Below are 16,673 nucleotides of genomic sequence, written 5' to 3' on the forward strand. Positions count from 1 at the left end.
CCACCAGATACGAGAAGACCGCCACTTCCTACGAAGCTGCGGTCACCCTCGCCTCGTTCCTGCTCTGGGCAAGATCCGTTTGAAGACGGACCCTAATAGCGGGTATGGACCGTGCCGACTTCCCTCACGACCTGCTGCGCCTGCAAGTGGACTGGTACCGCACCTACGACGCGCTCGCCGCATCCCGTTCGGCTCACGTGACGGTGCTGCGCCGCCGCTTGAACGTGCTGTCCGCGCGCCTGCGCTGGCACCCGTACTGGTCCCGCACGGCCGGGGCGCCGGCGGCGCGCGCAGAGCTGCGCCGCCAGGCCCGCGCCCTGGAGCGCGGGGAGTGAACCGGCGTCCCGGGCATCTGACGGAGCACGAGAGGGAGATCCTGTCCTGCATCCGCCGTTCGATCGAGGACTCGGGGGAGGGACTGCCGGCGCGGGAACTCGCGCGGGCGGTGGGGATGAGCAGTACGTCCTCGGTCGTCTACCACCTGCAGAACCTGGAGCAGCGCGGCGCCCTGGTGCGCGAGGGCCGCGGCTGGCGCTCCTGCCGGGTGGCGTGACCGGCCGACCACATCCCGGGGAGAGTGGCTCGTCTGTGCGGGAGGCTGCCGGACGGGGTAGATCGTAGGCTGGGTGTAGGGTCTCGCCGCTCGTTGCATTGGCCGTGTTCGTTGACCAGCGGTTCTTCTGCGCTCTCAGGTCGATTGCAGAGCTGGACAGTCTCACGAACGTGGCATTTCCTCAGGGGGTCGGCTGACCGACCGGGGGCAGATGAGCCGCCGATGTCCGTTCTCGTCGAACCTGGATGGTTCGCCCCCGAGAACAGCTCCATTCGCGCACTACGGTGCTGTGGACAACGGCTACCACCCGGACACTGTGATCGTCTGGGTCCGCACCTGCGGGCTCGCTGCCGAGCCGTGGGAGGTAACCGCACACCGCGCCAGGATCACCACTCTGACGGAACTTGAGGCGGGACTTCAAACGGGACCGTGATCGGGTGGACACGCTCGAGAACGAGATTGTCAGCGCGGTCGACGTCGCGGCCGAGGGCGACGGTGCGGGTGAGGTCGCGTGCGAGGACGGGCTCGGCGACGGAGTCTCTGGTCCAGTTCTCTGCGCAGCGCAGCACGCAGCTCGCGGGCGTTATGGGGGGTGCGCAGCTTCAGCCGCTGGGCTGGGCGGACCTTCCACCTGCCACCACCACGGGCTGTGTTGGTGGCAGGAGGGCGGCGGCAGGAGAGCGACGTCTACCGGGTCCTCCCGGCGGGCTCCTGCAGGGAACGCCACCACCGGCTCCGAGGGGTCGGGCACGCGGCCGAGCTCGCCGAGCAGCAGGGGGACGTGTTCAGCCGAAGGCGCTGCTCTCGTGGGGTACATGCCCGGATCTGGACTGTCGGATCGAACGATGCGGGTCAGGAGCCGCGAAGGTGGGACGGGCAAACCTAGGAAAATTGGTACGACAGAGACGTGGCGTGCGGCCGTTAGCTTGGCGACATGTCATCGAACACCTCATCGAACAGCCGGGTCGGCATGGCCGAGTTGCCCTCATGACCGGCGCGAACTCGGGCCTATGGCACGCGCGAAACGTCCCTCTGGAGTTCTCATGAGTCTGAAAGGAACCATGGTGGCGGCTTTGGCCGTGCTGCTGATAAGTGCAGCACCGGCCAATGCTTCACCGAGCAACGGTTCGAACGCACTGACGCACCAGGAGATCCGGAACGAGCGGGTTACGAAGGCGGTGGTGAAGGAACTGTTCAACAGGCACGACCTCACCGCCGTCGACCGCTACTTCCGGGAGCCCTTCATCCAGCACAGCCCGAAGATCGCCAACGGCTTCGCGGGAATCAAGAAGTACATCCGTCATACGCCCGATCTGCGCTACGACGTGTACAAGGTGATCGCGGACGATGACTTCGTGACGGTGGATTCCAGGGTTGCGGGGCTGGGGCCTACGAAGATCGTCATGGACATCTTCAGGTTCGACCGAGGCAAGATCGTCGAACACTGGGATGTGGTCCAGGACGAGGTGCCTGCCTCCCAGGCCGTGAACGGCAACCCGATGATCTCCCGTTCGAAGCCTGGCGGACCGACCCATTACAACAATGAGCGAATCGTGGCCAGGGCGCTCGACGAACTGCTCGTCAAGCGAGACCTCAGCGCTGTGGACCGCTACTGGCGTGATCCGTACGTCCAGCACGCGCCGTTCACCGACAACGGGAAACGCGCACACCGCGAGACCGTGCGGAATCTCCCCGCCGACTTCGTCTACGAACCCGGCCTGATCATGGGCGAGGGCAACGAGGTGGTGGTACACGCGCAGTTGACCGGCATCGCCCCGCAGCCGGTGATCGTGGTCCACATCTACCGGCTGGACAGGGGGCAGATCGTGGAGCACTGGGAGAACATCCAGTACGAGGTGCCGGCACGCGAGAGCGCCAACGGCAACTCGATGATGACACCGCGATTGGGCCCGTAGCCCGCTGCGGACGCGAAGTGCCGCGCTGGTACAGGCCGGTGGGGCATTTCGCGTTGCGCTCCTCAGTGTGGCGCCCAGCCCCCGATGCCAGTTCCCTTTGAATGCAATGCGCGTGCGTCTTGTACGGGCCTCACGTATGCGGCCTCGGTCACGGAGCCATGTGCTCGATCGGCCAAAGGACTGTGCTTCGATGCCGGAGAGGCTGCGGCCCGACTCGACTGCCTTCTGCAGGCGGGCAGAGCGAAAGCCCAGCGGTTTCCCGACGAGTCGGCAGGCCTCGGGCAGAAGCTGGTTGCTGGGCTTGTAGATCCGCCATCGTCAGTGGATGGCGTTGTCAGGGTGGAGCGGAGGGGTGCCGTCTTCGGATGCGAGGGGCGGCACTTGGCCAGAGGTGCGGCGGACATAAGCGCTGGGCAGCGTGACGGTTTGGGCGCCGCGACAGTGTCGTCCCGGACGTCCGGAGACTGCCTGTGAGGTCCTCGGGAACGATGGTATGAAGTGGGCGAAGCCGTATGCGCACTTGTTGGAACCAGCGCCGAAGTCCCGAACCGTTCGGCGCGTGTGGGTGCCTCCACGTCGGCTGTGTTGAGGTGATCAGCCGGTGTGTCGTGCGCGTGATCGGTCGTCGGCAACCGGGCCCGGTCATCAGGGAGGACCGCAATCGGCGTCAGCGCAGCTGAGGCGTACGGGCCTGGACCGCTGGGATCGTCAACAACCCTGCTGTTCTGGCTCTGCCGACGGGGCCAGTCTCGAAGATATCTGAGGTGGAACTCGGCTCTGCCGTCTGCGCGTTGGTGGCCGGTGGCGGAACTGACGCCAACTGGTCGCTGGGAGCATCGACGAAGCGCCTTGGACAGTCTTGTTGATTGCTCGCTCATCCGTTGGGGCGGCTGAACGTCGGCGAGTGCGAGACGAGTCAGCGGCCGTTGCGCGATGGTTGGTCGGCGGGCAGCGGAAGCAGGCGGATACAGATGGTCACGACGACGGCGCCGACGACGACGTGCATGATCATCAGTGCGCTGACGGCGCCCCAACTTGTGCCGTCCAAACCGCCGTTGAAGCCGAGAATGAAGTCGGGTGTCCAGCTGTTCGACACCACCGTCGGGACGAGCATGCGCATCAGTCGCCGCGGTCGGCAAGCGCGGGCACGAACGACTGCCCAGCCGACGAAACCGGCCAGGACGCCGAGGACGGTCCAGGGCGTGTAGGTCTGCAGGTGCAGTGGAGCGAAGTCCGAGGAGGCTCCGGCGGCGCGCGCGATTTCAGCGACCGCCGTGTTGAGGGCGACCGAGAGTACGGCGGCTATGACGATCCCTGCAGTCATGCCGCTGGAACTGCGGGCTGTGCGGGCGGTGGCGGTTTGACGGGTCATGGTCTTCCTTCGCGTTGGGTGGAGTGATGAGTGATCGACAACTAGCGGAGCCTGAAGACGTTGACGGGCAGGGACGATCGCGGTGCATCGGTGTTGAGCGAGATGAGTTCGGCGAGGGTGTGCCGGTAGTCGATGCCAAAGCGCTGCCGGATCATGGTGAGGACAGGGTCGTTGAGGTACAGGAAGCGGTCACCGTCGCGCAGGGCGTTGAACTGGCGGGTCCACATCGTCAGCTGCAGTTCGCCGAACTCCGTGCCGGGCATGAGCGGTTCGGATGCCATGGCAACGATCGGGTCGATGGCGGAGACGCTGCCGTAGATCGCCTTGAGACGGGCCGCGACCGGTGTACGGCGGTCGCCAGAGGTCGCGGAGTCTCTTGCCCGCGTGCTGTCGAGCGGAATGGAGCGTCCGTGGACATCGCGGAGTGCCAGGAAGTCGAGGCTGTCGGGGTCGTTGACCTCGTCGCCCTTCGTCAGCTCGGGATCGACCGGGAAGGATTCGGTGCTCTCCCCGGTGATCGACTTGAAGTCGGGCCGCGGTGCCAGCCCGTATGCGCGGCGCAGGTCGTTGTAGGAGGCGATGCCGTGGTCCCTGCCGCGTTGGATGTCGATCGAGGTGATGTCGAAGATCCCGTTCGCGCACGGAGCTCCGGGCCGGCACACCGGGATCGGCAGGCTGCGGAGCACGTCGGAGATCTGCTCGTCGTTGCGGAACTGCGGTCGCGCCGCCAGGCCGGCGAGGAATGCCCCGGTGCCGAGGCGTTCGAACAGCGGTGTGTTGAAGACGACCTGGTCCGGTGGTACGACGATCCGGACCGTCCGTCGCTGCTCGGTCACGGTCATCCCCTGAGCTCGGAACTATGCCAGCTCGGCTTCGGTGAACTTGCCGGCCGGTACGTCGGCGGCGAAGTCGCCGCGCACCATGCTGTGCGCGCGATAGCCGACCGTGGCGAACTCGTTCGCGACACTCGTGTCGACTTGGGGCCGGTAGCCGCCGTACGCGGGCAGTTTCACCCCGAGCGCGGGGAGGAACTCGTTGTAGGTGACGTACTGTTGGCTTGCGATCACCACTCGTCGCGCCAGCCGGAACTTCTCCTCCTCGGGCAAGCTCGCTGGGAGCAACGACACGATCCGGTTGTGCTCCTTGGTGAACAGGGTCTGCACCGCGAGCAGCCCGAAGTTCTCGTTGCCCCGGAAGTCGCCGGCGACCGCCAGGTCCGGCACGTCGACTGCGATCGTGCGGTCCATGAACGGTGCCGAATCCGCGTCTCCGCGAGCGGTGGTCCGTGGCAGGAACCCGTTCGGCATCAGCAGCCGGGCACCGTTGTTCGACAGGTCGCCGTCCAGCGGGCCCTCGCGCATCCACTCCAGTCGCTCGGGTTCGTCGCCGTACACCGCGTACGCGTTCAGATAGGAGCCGCGGTCGTTGAGCTGCTGGCGCGGTGTCGTCCGGCCCGTTCCCGCCGCGGGCACGCTGCGGAACACAGGTACGCCCGGGAAGACGCTGGTGTAGCGCTCCATCGGGTCGTTGGCCGGATACATCACCGTGACGTCCTCGTCACCGTCCATCCGCAGCGCGAACGTGTGATCGAGGAATTGCCCCCACGCGGGTGCCCACTGGGTGACCGCGCGGCGAGAACAACGGCTGCCCGGAGTCGTTGAAGATCCGGTTGGTGACTGCCCGCGGGGATGGCCCCGGGACCATTGTGCCGATGCCGTCTGCATACCGTGCCACTGCAGCTCGCGGATAGGGTGTCCCGGCCCGGCCCTGATCCGGATGCTGCCGGTTGTTGCCGCCCCGTCCAGGCTCTCGACCTCGAAGGGCGGCACCGTGGAATCCGCGGCACCGGCCGGAAGCGAACTCAGACCTACCAAGTCGGCGCCGATCATCAGTGCGATGACACGCTTTCGCATAACCCCACGCTTCCTTGTCGATTGGATATGGATCCGCCGGCCGTGCACGGCTTCGAGCGGTCCAGGACCCGAGGCGGGGCGTCCTGGGCCATGTGCTCAGCGGTGGCTGCGATGCAAGGCCGAGATGAGGTCATCGTTGGAGAGGCCACCGTCGAGCGACCGGACCATCGCGCCACCGAGTCTGCGGTTCGAGATGCGCTGCGCCTTGTGCTCCATCACGGTTCCCCCGTCGTTGCTGACATCGATTGGGTTGGAAGAGTGAGGTCGGCGGCCAGGAGCGGGGCGACGACGCTAATTGGGGCCGGTGTTGTGGCCGGTTGGCGCAGTTCTCAGAACTGTGTGGTCGTCACCAGCCCGGGCATTGGCGGCAGAGCGCGCCAGCCTGCTGAACCTCCGGTGTCGCTGATGCGGACGACAGCATCAGGCCGCTGGCGGCGACCACACCGACCAGGGTGCTGACTAATGCCTTCTTGATTCGGCTCATCACAGACTCTTTTTCTTTCTTCTTTGTGACTGCACGGCGGATACGGACAGCCAGAACTGATTGGTCTGTGATCGCGGGCCGGCACCGATCAGGACCCGCTGGCTGGGGACCTCACGGTCTCGGCTGGGCAGCGGTGCGAGCAGTACTGGTCCGTTCTTCTTCGCGGTGTTCACGAGTGCACCGGGGCGCGCGTGGACCCGGGTTTCTTCACCGGGACGGCAGGCCCGGCTACTGGGCTGTGGTCTGCGCGGCGATGGCGGACATGGTGCGGCCGGACATGCGCCGCGACATCGATGCGGGCAGATTGTTGAGCACCCGCGCGGCAAGACCGGGGGTGACCTCGACATCGCCGGCTTTGAGTGCCTTGAACGCGGCGGAGACGGCGTTGGTGACCGTCGTGCCGCCGGTGTCGGGAAGGGACCGGCGGTTTTGCAGCTCGGTTCGGGTCGGCCCGGGAGTCAGGACAGTGATGTTGATGCCGCGGTCGGCGAATTCGGAGTGCAGCCCGCGGGCCAGGGTGTTCGTGTAGGCCTTCGCGGCGGCGTGTGCGGCCAGCCATGGGATGCCGTTCTCGGCGCCGGCCGCACCGACCAGCAGTACGCCGCCCTTGCCACGGGCAGCGAGCCGCTGCCCGAACTCGTGAGTCAGGACAAGGTGGCTGCCGGCGTTGAGCTGCCACGAGTCGAGCGCGGGCTGCAGGCTGCGCCCGAGGAACTCGCCGGGGAGGAGGTCTCCGGCGTTGGACACGAGGAGGCCGATGTCGAGGTCTTCGGTCGCTTCGAGCAGTCGGCCAGGCCCGTCGCGGTGGCTCATGTCGGCGATGACGGCCCGGTGGCGTACGCCGTGCTCCTGCTCGATCCAGGACCCGAGTTCGGCGAGTGCCGTGGCGCGGCGTGCGGAGATGACGACGTTGAAGCCGTTCGCGGCCAGTTGCCGGACGAATTCGCGTCCAATCCCCGCGGAGGCCCCGGTGACCACGGTCCACGGGCCGAACTTGTCGGCGGGTAGTTCAATGTGCGACATGTGGTCTCTCCTGGTGTTTTTCGCGCGGCCTGAACAGGGCCGGGTGTTCAGAGGTAGGTGACTCCGGTCAGGTGTTCGGCCGCGGCCCACAGACGTTTGCCGACGGCGGGTTCGGTCGCTTCGGCGCTGAACCGCGCTGCTCCGACGGCGCCGCGGATCTCGCCTGGCCCGGACGGGCCGAAGAACTCGCCGCCGTGCACTCCCGGACTGGTCGCGGCGTGCAGTTGCGGGAGTGCGCCACGCTCGACGGACTGGGCTCCGAGCAGCACGGTCGTCGAGATCAGCCGCCCGAGGAGGCCTCGGTGCTCCCAGGCCCGGGGCGTCAGATTGGTCCGGGTGAGTCCGGGGTGGGCCAGCACGCTGAGCACCGGTGACCGGGCGGCACGCAGCCGGCGGTCGAGTTCGACGCCGAAGACCGTGGAGGCGAGCTTGGACCGGCCGTACGCGGCGGTGGAGCGGTATTCGCGTTCGGACATCAGATCAGCGAAGTCCAGATGCGCGCCCCGGTGGGTGAGCGAGCTGACATGGACCACACGGGCGGCCGGTGCGGCTTCCAGTTTCTCCAGCAGCAGCCCGGTGAGCGCGAAGTGGCCCAGCATGTTCGTGGACAGCTGCAGCTCGAAGCCGTTCCCGCACGTCCGGCGGGGGCCGAGCAGCATCGTGCCGGCATTGTTGATCAGCAGGTCCACGACCGGGTGGTCAGCGGCCAAGCCGGCGGCGAATGCCTCCACCGACGTTATCGATGCCAGATCCAGTCGCCGAACCTCGACGTCGCCCTTGATCCCGCGGGCCGCTTCGTTGCCTGCGACAACGTCGCGCACGGCGAGTACAACGTGTGCGCCGCGGCCGGCCAGTTCGCGAGCGGTGACCAGGCCGAGTCCGGAGTTCGAGCCGGTCACGACGGCCAGCCGGCCGCTCTGATCTGGGAGGTTCGAGGTCATGTGCCGAACCTAGAGTCGTCGCGGCACGGCTCCGTCGTACTGTGTTGCCTAGGTTTGCTGGTCCTACCTTCCCGTGCTCAGCCATGGGCACACTGGAGGCATGACGCACCCTTACGCTCGTGAGCTCGGCGAATTCCTCCGCGCCCGGCGCGACCGGCTGCGTCCGCAGGACGTCGGACTGGAGCTGGGCGGCCGCCGCAAGGTGTCCGGGCTGCGGCGCGAGGAGATCGCGCTCCTGGCGGGTCTGAGCACCGACTACTACCAGCGCATGGAGCAAGGCCGGGAGATGCGCCCATCCGACGAGGTACTGACGGCGCTGGCGGACGCACTCGGTCTCGACGAGGACGAATCCCGGTACTTCTTCACCCTGGCCCGCGCCGCACGACAGCCCATGCCGGAGCGTGTCGAGCGGCAGCCGGAATGGGTACCGACCAGTACCCAGCGGCTGCTCGCGGCAATCGACGTGCCGGCCCTGGTGCTCGGCCGGCATCTCGACGTTCTCGAATGGAACCTCGCCGCCGAGGCGCTGTTCGGCGACTTTGGCGACTATCCGCGTGATCGGCTCAACCTGCTGATGCTGATGTTCGACGACGCGCACATCCGCGAATCAGGCTGCAAGGACTGGGAGCACCAGGCCCAGCAGTACATCGCATTGATGCGTGCCTCCATCGCGACCGACCCGACCCACCCCCGAGCACGAGCCGTCATCGGCGAGCTGAGCATCCGCAGTCCGGAATTCCGGCGGCTGTGGGCGCTCCACGACGTCAGCACCACCACCAGCGGAGAAGGAACGTTCCACGCTCCCGACGTTGGCGACATCACCCTCGACTGGGACACCTACCCGCTACCGGGCAACCCCGGCCCGATGATGCTCGTGTTCACCGCCGAGCCGGACAGCTCCGATGCCGACCGGCTCCGTCTGCTCGCATCGCTGTATGCCAGCCGTTCACGCGGCGACCGCTGACCCTTAGAGGTCCTAACAAAGGCGTTCCACGTGCCTGTAAGTGATCAGGCAGGTGGCCGGGGTGAGGAAGGCTTCATGGATGTCGTCGCGTCGTTCCCAGCGGATGCGCAGGCGACGGAAGCCATGGAACCAGGAGATCGTTCGTTCCACGACATACCGGAAGATGCCCAGCCCGGATCCGTGGGGCTGGCCTCGTTCGGCGATGACCGGGCGGATGCCGCGCTGCCACAGCAGGCGCCGGTACTTGTCGTGGTCGTAGCCGCGGTCGGCGAGGAGCGCGTCGGGTCGTCGTCTGGGCCGGCCGACGACACCGGCCACGGCCGGAACCTTGTCCAGCAGGGGCAGCAACTGCGTGACGTCGTTGTGGTTGCCGCCGGTCAGCGACACCGCGAGCGGAATCCCCTGCCCGTCGGTGAGGACGTGGTGCTTACTGCCCGGACGTGCGCGGTCGACCGGGCTGGGCCCGCTTTTGGGCCGCGGCGAGCGGCCCGCACATGGGAGGAGTCGATCACCGCCCGCGACCAGTCCAGCTTCTTCGCCGCCCGCAGCTTCTTCAGCAGCACCAGGTGCAACGCGTCCCACACGCCGGCCTCGTTCCACGCGGCCGGGCGCCGCCAGCACGTCATGCCCGAGCCGAAGCCCAACTCCTGCGGCAGGTACTCCCAGTGGATGCCGGTGTGCAGAACGAACAGGATCCCGCACAACGCCTGCCGGTCCGGCACCCGCGGTCTGCCCTCCACCAGCTTCGGACCCGGCCCGGGCAGCAACGGCTCGATCAGCGACCACAGTTCATCCGACACGACCCACGGCCGCGACTGACGTTTCCCCACGGCCAGACCAACGACCACCCAAGTCGAAAGTCACGTGATCAACGGCTTCTGCTAGGACCTTTAAAACCGCTGGTTCACGGAGACCATCCTGCCGAACGAACCCAGGATCAAGACGATGCTGGGGCTGCCCTTCGAGAACCCGGAGGCGTCGCTGCGTACCGTGCGCGAATACGCTGACCATCCCGGCGTGATCGGGTTTCTCGTCACCAGCCAGCGGTCGGTGGGAGTCCACCACAACAGCTACATGCCCCTGTACGCGGAACTCCAGGAACGCGGCATGCCGCTGGGATTCCACGCGGGCCCCAACGTCAACGACACCATGACGACGACGATGAACAAGTTCCTGTCCGCACACGCCATGTCGTTCGTCACCTGCAACATGACACACCTGACCAACTGGGTCATCAACGGAATCGGGGAACGCTTCCCGAATCTCAAGGTGATCTGGATCGAAAGCGGTGTGGCCTGGCTGCCCTTCATGATGCAGCGGCTCGACCACGAGTACCAGCTGCGCCAGTTGGACGCTCCCCTTCTGACCAAGATGCCGAGCGACTACATGCGCGACATGTACTACACGTCAGCCCTTCGAGGTCACGGACACCGAGCTGCTGGGGAGCACGTTCCGGGCGATCGACGCCGAGAACACACTGCTCTACTCCTCCGACTGGCCGCACTGGGACTTCGATGTGTCGGGGCGCATCATGTCCATCCCCTTCCTGTCCCACCAGGCCAAGCGCAACATCCTCGGCGAGAACGCGCGCAAGGTCTTCGGGCTGTAGGCCGTCAGCGGCGCTCCCTCACCCTGGCCCAACCCGTTGGGCCAGGGTGAGGGCCCGGGACTCCCAGCTGTTCCCGGGCCGCTCCCTTCAAGCCTTGCCCCCGGATGCTGCTACGGCGGGCTGACCGTGCTGACCGGGCTGTGCCAATCGGACGACCATCAGGACGCCACAGGAGATCGTTGTGTCTGCGACGGAAGAAGAACCCGGATTTGGGAGACCGCACCCCTCCGTGCCCCATGCTTTGGTGGAACTCCACCCGCCGCAACGAACTGCGGTCGTGATCCCGAGCAGCAGCGCCGCCCCAGCCCTTGCCGGGCCCGCTCCGGACGAGCCCGTCGTGCTCGGTCGAACGTCGGCCAGGGGGAGGCCGCGTGTAGTCCTGGGCATGCTCGGACCGGCGTTCGTCACGGCGATCGCGTATGTCGATCCCTGGAACTTCGCGGCGAACTTCCAGGGGGGGTGCCCGGTACGGCTACCAGCTTCTGTGGGTGGTTCTGCTGGCGAACACAATGGCGATGCCGGTGCAGTTTCTGTCCGCCAAGCTCGGCATCGTAACTGACCGTAACCTGCCTGAACTGGTCCGCCGGCACTGTCCCCGCGCTCTCGTCTGGGGAATGTGGGTACAGGCCGAAGTAGTGACGGCCGCCACCGACGTCGCCGAATTCCTCGGTACCGCGCTGGGTCTGAACATCCTTCTCGGCGTGCCGATGCTGCCCGCCGGGCTGATCGTCGGCATCGCCGCGTTCGCGATCCTCACGATCCGGGACCGGAGCCACCGCCGCTTCGAACTCACCATTGCCGCTCTGCTCTTTGTCATCGTGGCCGGTTTCCTTTACGAGGTGCTGCTGGTCGGCCCCTCGGCTCACGCGGCCGTGCGCGGACTCATGCCGACCCTGTACGGGACGGGTCTCTCTACATCAGTGCCGGGATCTTCGGTGCGACCGTGATGCCCCACGCCGTCTATATGCACTTGGCGCTTACCGGCGGCCGTGTCCCGTGCCGGAACGATGCGGAGCGACGGCGCGTCCTGCGATTCGAGCTGCTCGACGTGGTCGTGGCGCTCGGAATCGCCGGCTGGCGAACATGGCCATGCTTGCCGTGGCCGCCGAAGTCTTCCACATGTCGTCCCTGACCAGCGTGAGCACTCTCCCGCAGGCGTATCTGGGGCTGGACCACCTGGCAGGGGGCACAGCGGCATTGGCGTTCGCCGTTGCTCTGCTGGTCTCAGGTGTGTCTTCGTCGGGCGTGGGTACCTATGCGGGGCAGATTGCGATGGCCGGCTTCATTTCCCTTCGTATCCCGCTGGCCCTGCGTCGCATGATCACCATTACACCCGCGATCGCTGTCCTTGCCTTCGGCGTCGACCCCACCCACGCACTTGTTCTCACCCAGGTCATTCTGTCCTTCGGTATTCCCCTGGCGCTGACTCCATTGATCGCCTTCACATCCCGGCGGGACATCATGGGCGCCTACGTCAACCACCGTGCGACTACTTCCGCAGCCTGGGTCATGGCCTTGCTGATTACCGCCCTCGACACCTTCGTACTCGCCCAGCAGTTCCTCCACTGACATGACGGTGATCGGACAGCCTTCCGCATGAGCTACGGCTTGCGCACCCTTTCCGGGGCGTGGCTCAGGTGCAGGGCGCGGTGGTGGCGCCCTGCACCAGGCTGGGGTCAGGGGGCCGTAGCCTGTCGGCGGTATCCAAGTACCCCTCCGAGTACGACGCCCACGGCCAGAAGCCCGGAAGCGACGCGCAGTGCCGCGCCGATCCCGTCGCCCGTGTCCGAGCCGACGTGTCCCGCGACCGTGATCATCACCGCCAGGCCGAGTGCGGCCCCGATCTGCCGACTGGTCGTCACCAGTCCCGCAGCCAGGCCGGCCTGCGAGGCGGGGACACCCGATGTCGCCGTGCCGGTGGTCGGTACGAAGGCCGAGCCGAGGCCGAGACCGACGAGGATCAGCGGTGCCAGGACATGGTCGGCATAGCCGACAGGGCCGTCGTTGCTGCTCAACCACCACAATCCCGCTGCGGCGGTTGCCAGGCCGACCATGATTTGCCGGCTTGCTCCGACCTTCACGACCACCCGCGACCCCACAAGCGTCCCGGCCATCGTCGCCAAACCGGCAGGCATGAAGGCGAGCCCCGCCTTCAACGGCGAGTAACTGTTGACGTCCTGGAGGAAGAGAGACACGAAGAAGTACATACCGAAGAGAGCCACGCCGATGGTGGCCGCGATCCCGTTCGACAGCATGAGCGTACGCATGCGCAGCACTCGCAGGGGGACCAGCGCCGTGTCACCCAGGCGGGCCTCAACCAGGATGAAGACCGCCAGCAGGGCGACACCCAGCCCCAGCGCACCCAGCGTCGTCGGCGCCGTCCACGCGTGCTGTGCCGCGGTGACGATCCCGTAGACGAGCGAGGACAGACCGCATGTCGCCAGGACAGCGCCCCACACATCGAGCTGTTGACGCGGACGGGAGAGCGGTTGTTCGGGGGGCAGACAGCGGGGGACCGCCGTGATCAGCAAGGCGCCGATCGGACCGTTCACGAACAGGACCCAGCGCCAGTCGAGGAGGTCGGTGAAGACTCCTCCGGCGACCATGCCCGCGGCGGCGCCGGCGGCCGCGGTCCCCGTCCACGCGCCCAGGGCTTTGCGACGGGCGTCCGACTCGGCGAAGGCGGTCGTCAGCACGCTGAGCGTCGATGGCGCCAACAGGGCTCCGCCGACGCCTTGGACGGTGCGGGCGGCGATGAGCCAGCCACCGCTGGGGGCGAGACCGCCCAGGACGCTGAAGAGCGTGAACACGGTCAGTCCGGCGAGCATCACCCGCCGGTGGCCGATCAGGTCGGCGGCACGTGCTCCCAGCAGGAGGAAACCGGCGAAGGTCAGCGTGTAGGCGTTGATCACCCACTGCTGGCCGGTCACGTTCATGTGGAGGCTGGCCCGGATGTCCGGCAGCGCGACGTTCATGATCGTGACATCGACCACGACCATGAACTGAGCCGCGCAGCACAGCGCAAGAATCATGCCCAGAGGCCGAGCCGGGGAGCTTGCGGGTTCCATGATCGTGTCGTTCGCGGTCACAGCGACCTGCCGCGGATACGGGCACGCGAGCTACGTACCTCCCGGCGCGCCTTCTCGAGAAGGGCGTTGGCCAGCACACCCCGTCGTTTGAGGATTCGTCCGTCGATGATCACGGTGTCGACGTCGCGTGCTCCGGCGCTGAGGAACGCCGCGAGGACGGGGTCGCCGAAGCCGTCCAGATGCGGGGCCGACAGGTCGAGCGTGATGAGGTCGGCACGGCGGCCGACCGCGATCTCTCCGATCCGGTCGGCGAAACCGAGCACCCGGGCGCCCCCGCGCGTGGCCACATCCAGCATGTCAAGGTAACCGTGCCGCAGTTCGCCGGGCATCTCCTCCCGGGCGATGGGCTCCGCATTGGTCCGGGACCGCTCGGCGGCCAGCGCCAGACGCATCTCCCCGAACAGGTCGCTGGGACCGTAGGCGACGGTGTCGGCTCCCAGGCCGACCGGCACCCCGTGTTCCAGCGCGGCGCCCGCGGCGGGATGGGTACCCAGGCCCATGGTCATGTCGACCGTCGGGGTGGCCGACACGGTTCCACCCGACTCCGCGACCTGCTTCCACTCCTGCTCGGTGAACTCGTTCGCGTGGACGTAGTTCACGTCAGGTCCGAGAAGTCCCTGCCGCCCGAGCTGGTCGACCGCGCCGGGCAGGCCCGCCATCCCGGCGTGCAGGGAGATCGGCAGACCCAGTTCGCGGGCAAGGCCGAACTCGTGCTCGTTCTCCGTGGGGGTGGCCATGGACGGGCCGCGCAGGGCAAGTCCGAGAGCGATGCGGTCGTCCTCCCGGTGTGCCGCGTGCGTGGCGTGCAGACGCCGGGCTTGTGCCTCGTAGCGGGAGTAGTCCCCACTGGAACTGGCTTTGCCGCCGAAGTACAGCCGGGCCCGGATGCCGCTGTCGCGCAGGGCACGCAGGTTGGCGTCGATGTCCGCGTCGGAACCCAGGTTGTGGGCCCAGTCGGCGACGGTCGTGACCCCCGCGTTGACTGCCTGCACCGCGCCCCACAGCACGCCCGCGTACACGTCGTCGGCGGTGAATGGGTCGCCAAGTGCCTCGTTCACCTGCTGCGCGTACGGAAACAGGGTCACGTCGCTGGAACTGGCCGACAGGCCTCCCAGCCACATGTGCCGGTGCGTATCCACCAGGCCCGGCATCACCAAGTGGGTTCCAGCATCGATGATCTCTTCGTCACCGACAGCGACGGCAGTGTCGCCGACTCCGGCGATGCGCCCGTCCCGGATCAGGACATCGGCCGTCCGGCTGGTCCCGTCCGGGAACAGGACGTGCCCGCTTCGGATCAGGACAGGACGGGGTGGGGGAGTGTCCGACACGGAGGCTTCCCTCTCTAGTGGGTATACATCAGATACTGGTATACGATTGAAACTTCCATGCAAGTGCTGCACAAGAAGGCACTTCGAACTGCCCAGGTATCACGGGAGGCACCAGGTGACTTTGCCCGCGACGGCCGAATCGAGTGAACGATCCGACCGCGACGAGTTGCTGCGTGATGTGATGGACCGCATCGGAGACAAGTGGTCGGTGACCGTTGTCTGCCGACTCGACGACGGTCCCCTCCGGTTCAATGCGCTGCGACGAGCGGTGAACGGCATCACGCAGCGGATGCTGAGTGCCACGGTGCGTCGCCTTGAGCGCGACGGCTTGATCACCCGCACTGTCGAGGCCACGGTGCCGCCCCGCGTCGAGTACGCGCTGACCGAACGTGGGCGCAGTCTGCACGGCATCCTTGCGGGCCTGGTCGCCTGGACCGAGGCGAATCTCGACGAGATCCGCCGGGACCGTGAGCGGTACGACGCTGCCGCCAGGTCTTAGACCGTGTCCTATGTGGTGAGGCGTCGTTGGATTGCGTATGGGGCGGGGTACGTGGAGCTGGATTGTTCCGGACGGGCTATGGGAGATCGCGAAGCCGTTGATCCCGCCGTCGAAGGTGCGGCCGCAAGGCGGTGGAACACGGGACACGCCTGATGAGACGCTGTTCGCGGCCATCATCTACGTGCTGGTCAGCGGCTGCGCCTGGCGGGCTTTGCCCCCTTGCTTCGGCATATCGAAGTCGACCGTCCACCGGCGGTTCCTGATCTGGTCGAGAGCCGGTGTGTGGGGCCGCCTCCATGAAGCAGTGCTGCACCGGCTCGATGACGCCGGCCTCATCGACATCACCCGCGTCGTACTCGACTCCGCCCGCGTGAGGGCAAAAAAGGGGGGGCGAACTCACAGGTCCGAGCCCCGTGGACCGAGGCAAGCCGGGTTCCAAGATGCACGTCCTGTCGGACGCGAACGGACTGCCCCTCCTCGTCGGCGTCTCTGCCGCCAACACCCACGACAGTGAAGCACTGAAGCCCATGGTCGAGGGTCACCAAACGAGACACGACCCTCACCGCGGCCGCCACTTCAAGCCTCAACGCCTGCACGCCGACAAGGCATATGACATCCCCCACCTGCGGAAATGGTTACGAGGCAAGCGCATCGGCGTCCGCATCGCCCGCAAAGGCATCGAGTCCAGCGAGCGATTGGGCCGCCGAAGGTGGGTGATCGAGCGGACGATGTCGTGGCTGTCCGGCTACCGCAGACTCAGCCCCCGCTACGAGCGCAACCCCCGCAACTACCTGGCGTTTCTCGGCCTCGCCGCAGCCATGTGCTGCTACGAGTGACTCGTCCGCCTCACCACATAGGACACGGTCTAAGTTGGTCGGATTCTGGCTAACTAAGAAGCTGTTGTCTTTTCGATCTTGAGGGATGCGCGTCGAACGGGAGTCCCGATCGGGTGGTCGTGGGACGCTGGGCGCATACGAACAGG

Annotated in this window: 17 protein-coding genes and 3 pseudogenes; 10 read left to right on the forward strand and 10 right to left on the reverse strand. The window is 66.7% G+C overall.

The genetic code is table 11. From position 1 onward, the window contains the following. The first annotated feature begins 104 nt into the window (after positions 1 to 104). The 3 genes from AB0F77_RS41935 (at position 105) to AB0F77_RS41945 (ending at position 2,469) form a co-directional block, all read left to right on the forward strand. Positions 105 to 335, forward strand: coding sequence for a hypothetical protein (locus tag AB0F77_RS41935; protein ID WP_361959684.1), 231 nt, complete (start codon positions 105 to 107; stop codon positions 333 to 335). Beyond that, positions 332 to 553, forward strand: a complete 222-nt coding sequence (locus AB0F77_RS41940; protein ID WP_361959687.1) for a hypothetical protein — start codon at positions 332 to 334, stop codon at positions 551 to 553. Before AB0F77_RS41935 ends, AB0F77_RS41940 begins: the two co-directional genes overlap by 4 nt. A gap of 1,043 nt (positions 554 to 1,596) precedes the next feature. Next, entirely contained in the window at positions 1,597 to 2,469 is an 873-nt protein-coding gene (locus AB0F77_RS41945; RefSeq protein ID WP_361959690.1) for a nuclear transport factor 2 family protein, read from the forward strand. A gap of 916 nt (positions 2,470 to 3,385) precedes the next feature. Here the strand turns inward: AB0F77_RS41945 and AB0F77_RS41950 are convergent. The 7 genes and pseudogenes from AB0F77_RS41950 to AB0F77_RS41980 form a co-directional block, all read right to left on the reverse strand. Next, positions 3,386 to 3,841 (reverse strand): DUF6069 family protein, encoded by a 456-nt coding sequence (locus AB0F77_RS41950; RefSeq protein ID WP_361959693.1) that lies wholly within the window; start codon positions 3,839 to 3,841, stop codon positions 3,386 to 3,388. A gap of 41 nt (positions 3,842 to 3,882) precedes the next feature. After that, entirely contained in the window at positions 3,883 to 4,359 is a 477-nt protein-coding gene (locus AB0F77_RS41955; protein WP_361959725.1) for a peroxidase family protein, read from the reverse strand. Then, positions 4,357 to 5,463: pseudogene (locus tag AB0F77_RS41960) on the reverse strand (peroxidase family protein); the annotation flags it as partial. The pseudogene AB0F77_RS41960 and the gene AB0F77_RS41955, both read right to left, overlap by 3 nt. Then, positions 5,399 to 5,575, reverse strand: coding sequence for a hypothetical protein (locus AB0F77_RS41965; protein ID WP_361959696.1), 177 nt, complete (start codon positions 5,573 to 5,575; stop codon positions 5,399 to 5,401). The gene AB0F77_RS41965 and the pseudogene AB0F77_RS41960, both read right to left, overlap by 65 nt. 525 nt (positions 5,576 to 6,100) lie before the next feature. Continuing rightward, the gene (locus AB0F77_RS41970) at positions 6,101 to 6,238 is read right to left on the reverse strand and encodes a hypothetical protein (RefSeq protein WP_361959699.1); all 138 of its coding nucleotides are present in this window, start codon (positions 6,236 to 6,238) and stop codon (positions 6,101 to 6,103) included. 228 nt (positions 6,239 to 6,466) lie between these two features. Beyond that, positions 6,467 to 7,261: an SDR family NAD(P)-dependent oxidoreductase gene (locus AB0F77_RS41975; RefSeq protein WP_361959702.1), complete on the reverse strand. Its 795-nt coding sequence runs from the start codon at positions 7,259 to 7,261 to the stop codon at positions 6,467 to 6,469. 47 nt (positions 7,262 to 7,308) lie between these two features. Next, on the reverse strand, positions 7,309 to 8,202 hold the full coding sequence (locus tag AB0F77_RS41980) for an oxidoreductase (RefSeq protein WP_361959705.1): 894 nt from the start codon (positions 8,200 to 8,202) through the stop codon (positions 7,309 to 7,311). Positions 8,203 to 8,302: 100 nt separating this feature from the next. Here AB0F77_RS41980 and AB0F77_RS41985 point away from each other — a divergent pair, with 100 nt between their 5' ends. Next, positions 8,303 to 9,166 carry a helix-turn-helix transcriptional regulator gene (locus AB0F77_RS41985; protein ID WP_361959708.1) on the forward strand — a complete coding sequence of 288 codons (864 nt, stop codon included), beginning with the start codon at positions 8,303 to 8,305 and terminating at the stop codon, positions 9,164 to 9,166. A 12-nt stretch (positions 9,167 to 9,178) separates the two neighbouring features. Here the strand turns inward: AB0F77_RS41985 and AB0F77_RS41990 are convergent. Next, positions 9,179 to 10,002 (reverse strand): IS5 family transposase gene (locus tag AB0F77_RS41990; protein WP_361959728.1). Its coding sequence is split into 2 segments (ribosomal slippage): positions 9,179 to 9,639 and positions 9,639 to 10,002, totalling 825 coding nucleotides; the frame shifts between segments, so codons are not numbered across the junction. 109 nt (positions 10,003 to 10,111) lie between these two features. Between AB0F77_RS41990 and AB0F77_RS41995 the strand changes: the two are divergent. From AB0F77_RS41995 to AB0F77_RS42010, 4 genes and pseudogenes are all read left to right on the forward strand, one after another. After that, positions 10,112 to 10,432 (forward strand): annotated as a pseudogene (locus tag AB0F77_RS41995) (amidohydrolase); the annotation flags it as partial. Between the two features lie 211 nt (positions 10,433 to 10,643). Next, positions 10,644 to 10,775 carry an amidohydrolase family protein gene (locus tag AB0F77_RS42000; protein ID WP_361959731.1) on the forward strand — a complete coding sequence of 44 codons (132 nt, stop codon included), beginning with the start codon at positions 10,644 to 10,646 and terminating at the stop codon, positions 10,773 to 10,775. A gap of 419 nt (positions 10,776 to 11,194) precedes the next feature. Continuing rightward, positions 11,195 to 11,722, forward strand: a complete 528-nt coding sequence (locus AB0F77_RS42005) for an Nramp family divalent metal transporter (RefSeq protein ID WP_361959711.1) — start codon at positions 11,195 to 11,197, stop codon at positions 11,720 to 11,722. Then, positions 11,722 to 12,344: pseudogene (locus AB0F77_RS42010) on the forward strand (Nramp family divalent metal transporter). Before AB0F77_RS42005 ends, AB0F77_RS42010 begins: the two are co-directional and overlap by 1 nt. 107 nt (positions 12,345 to 12,451) lie before the next feature. On the opposite strand, the gene AB0F77_RS42015 reads toward AB0F77_RS42010, so the two are convergent. Continuing rightward, on the reverse strand, positions 12,452 to 13,807 hold the full coding sequence (locus AB0F77_RS42015; protein ID WP_361959714.1) for an MFS transporter: 1,356 nt from the start codon (positions 13,805 to 13,807) through the stop codon (positions 12,452 to 12,454). Between the two features lie 53 nt (positions 13,808 to 13,860). Then, positions 13,861 to 15,192: an amidohydrolase family protein gene (locus tag AB0F77_RS42020; protein WP_361959716.1), complete on the reverse strand. Its 1,332-nt coding sequence runs from the start codon at positions 15,190 to 15,192 to the stop codon at positions 13,861 to 13,863. Positions 15,193 to 15,307: 115 nt separating this feature from the next. Here AB0F77_RS42020 and AB0F77_RS42025 point away from each other — a divergent pair, with 115 nt between their 5' ends. Next, positions 15,308 to 15,691 carry a helix-turn-helix domain-containing protein gene (locus tag AB0F77_RS42025; RefSeq protein WP_361959719.1) on the forward strand — a complete coding sequence of 128 codons (384 nt, stop codon included), beginning with the start codon at positions 15,308 to 15,310 and terminating at the stop codon, positions 15,689 to 15,691. A gap of 37 nt (positions 15,692 to 15,728) precedes the next feature. Next, positions 15,729 to 16,527, forward strand: a protein-coding gene (locus AB0F77_RS42030) for an IS5 family transposase (RefSeq protein WP_361959722.1) whose coding sequence is annotated in 2 segments (ribosomal slippage) — positions 15,729 to 16,076 and positions 16,078 to 16,527 — 798 coding nt in all. Because the reading frame shifts where the segments join, the coding sequence is not laid out codon by codon here. The last annotated feature ends 146 nt before the right edge of the window (positions 16,528 to 16,673 follow it).

Origin of the sequence: Streptomyces sp. NPDC026672, from assembly GCF_040638185.1 — a bacterium.
Taxonomy (GTDB): domain Bacteria; phylum Actinomycetota; class Actinomycetes; order Streptomycetales; family Streptomycetaceae; genus Streptomyces.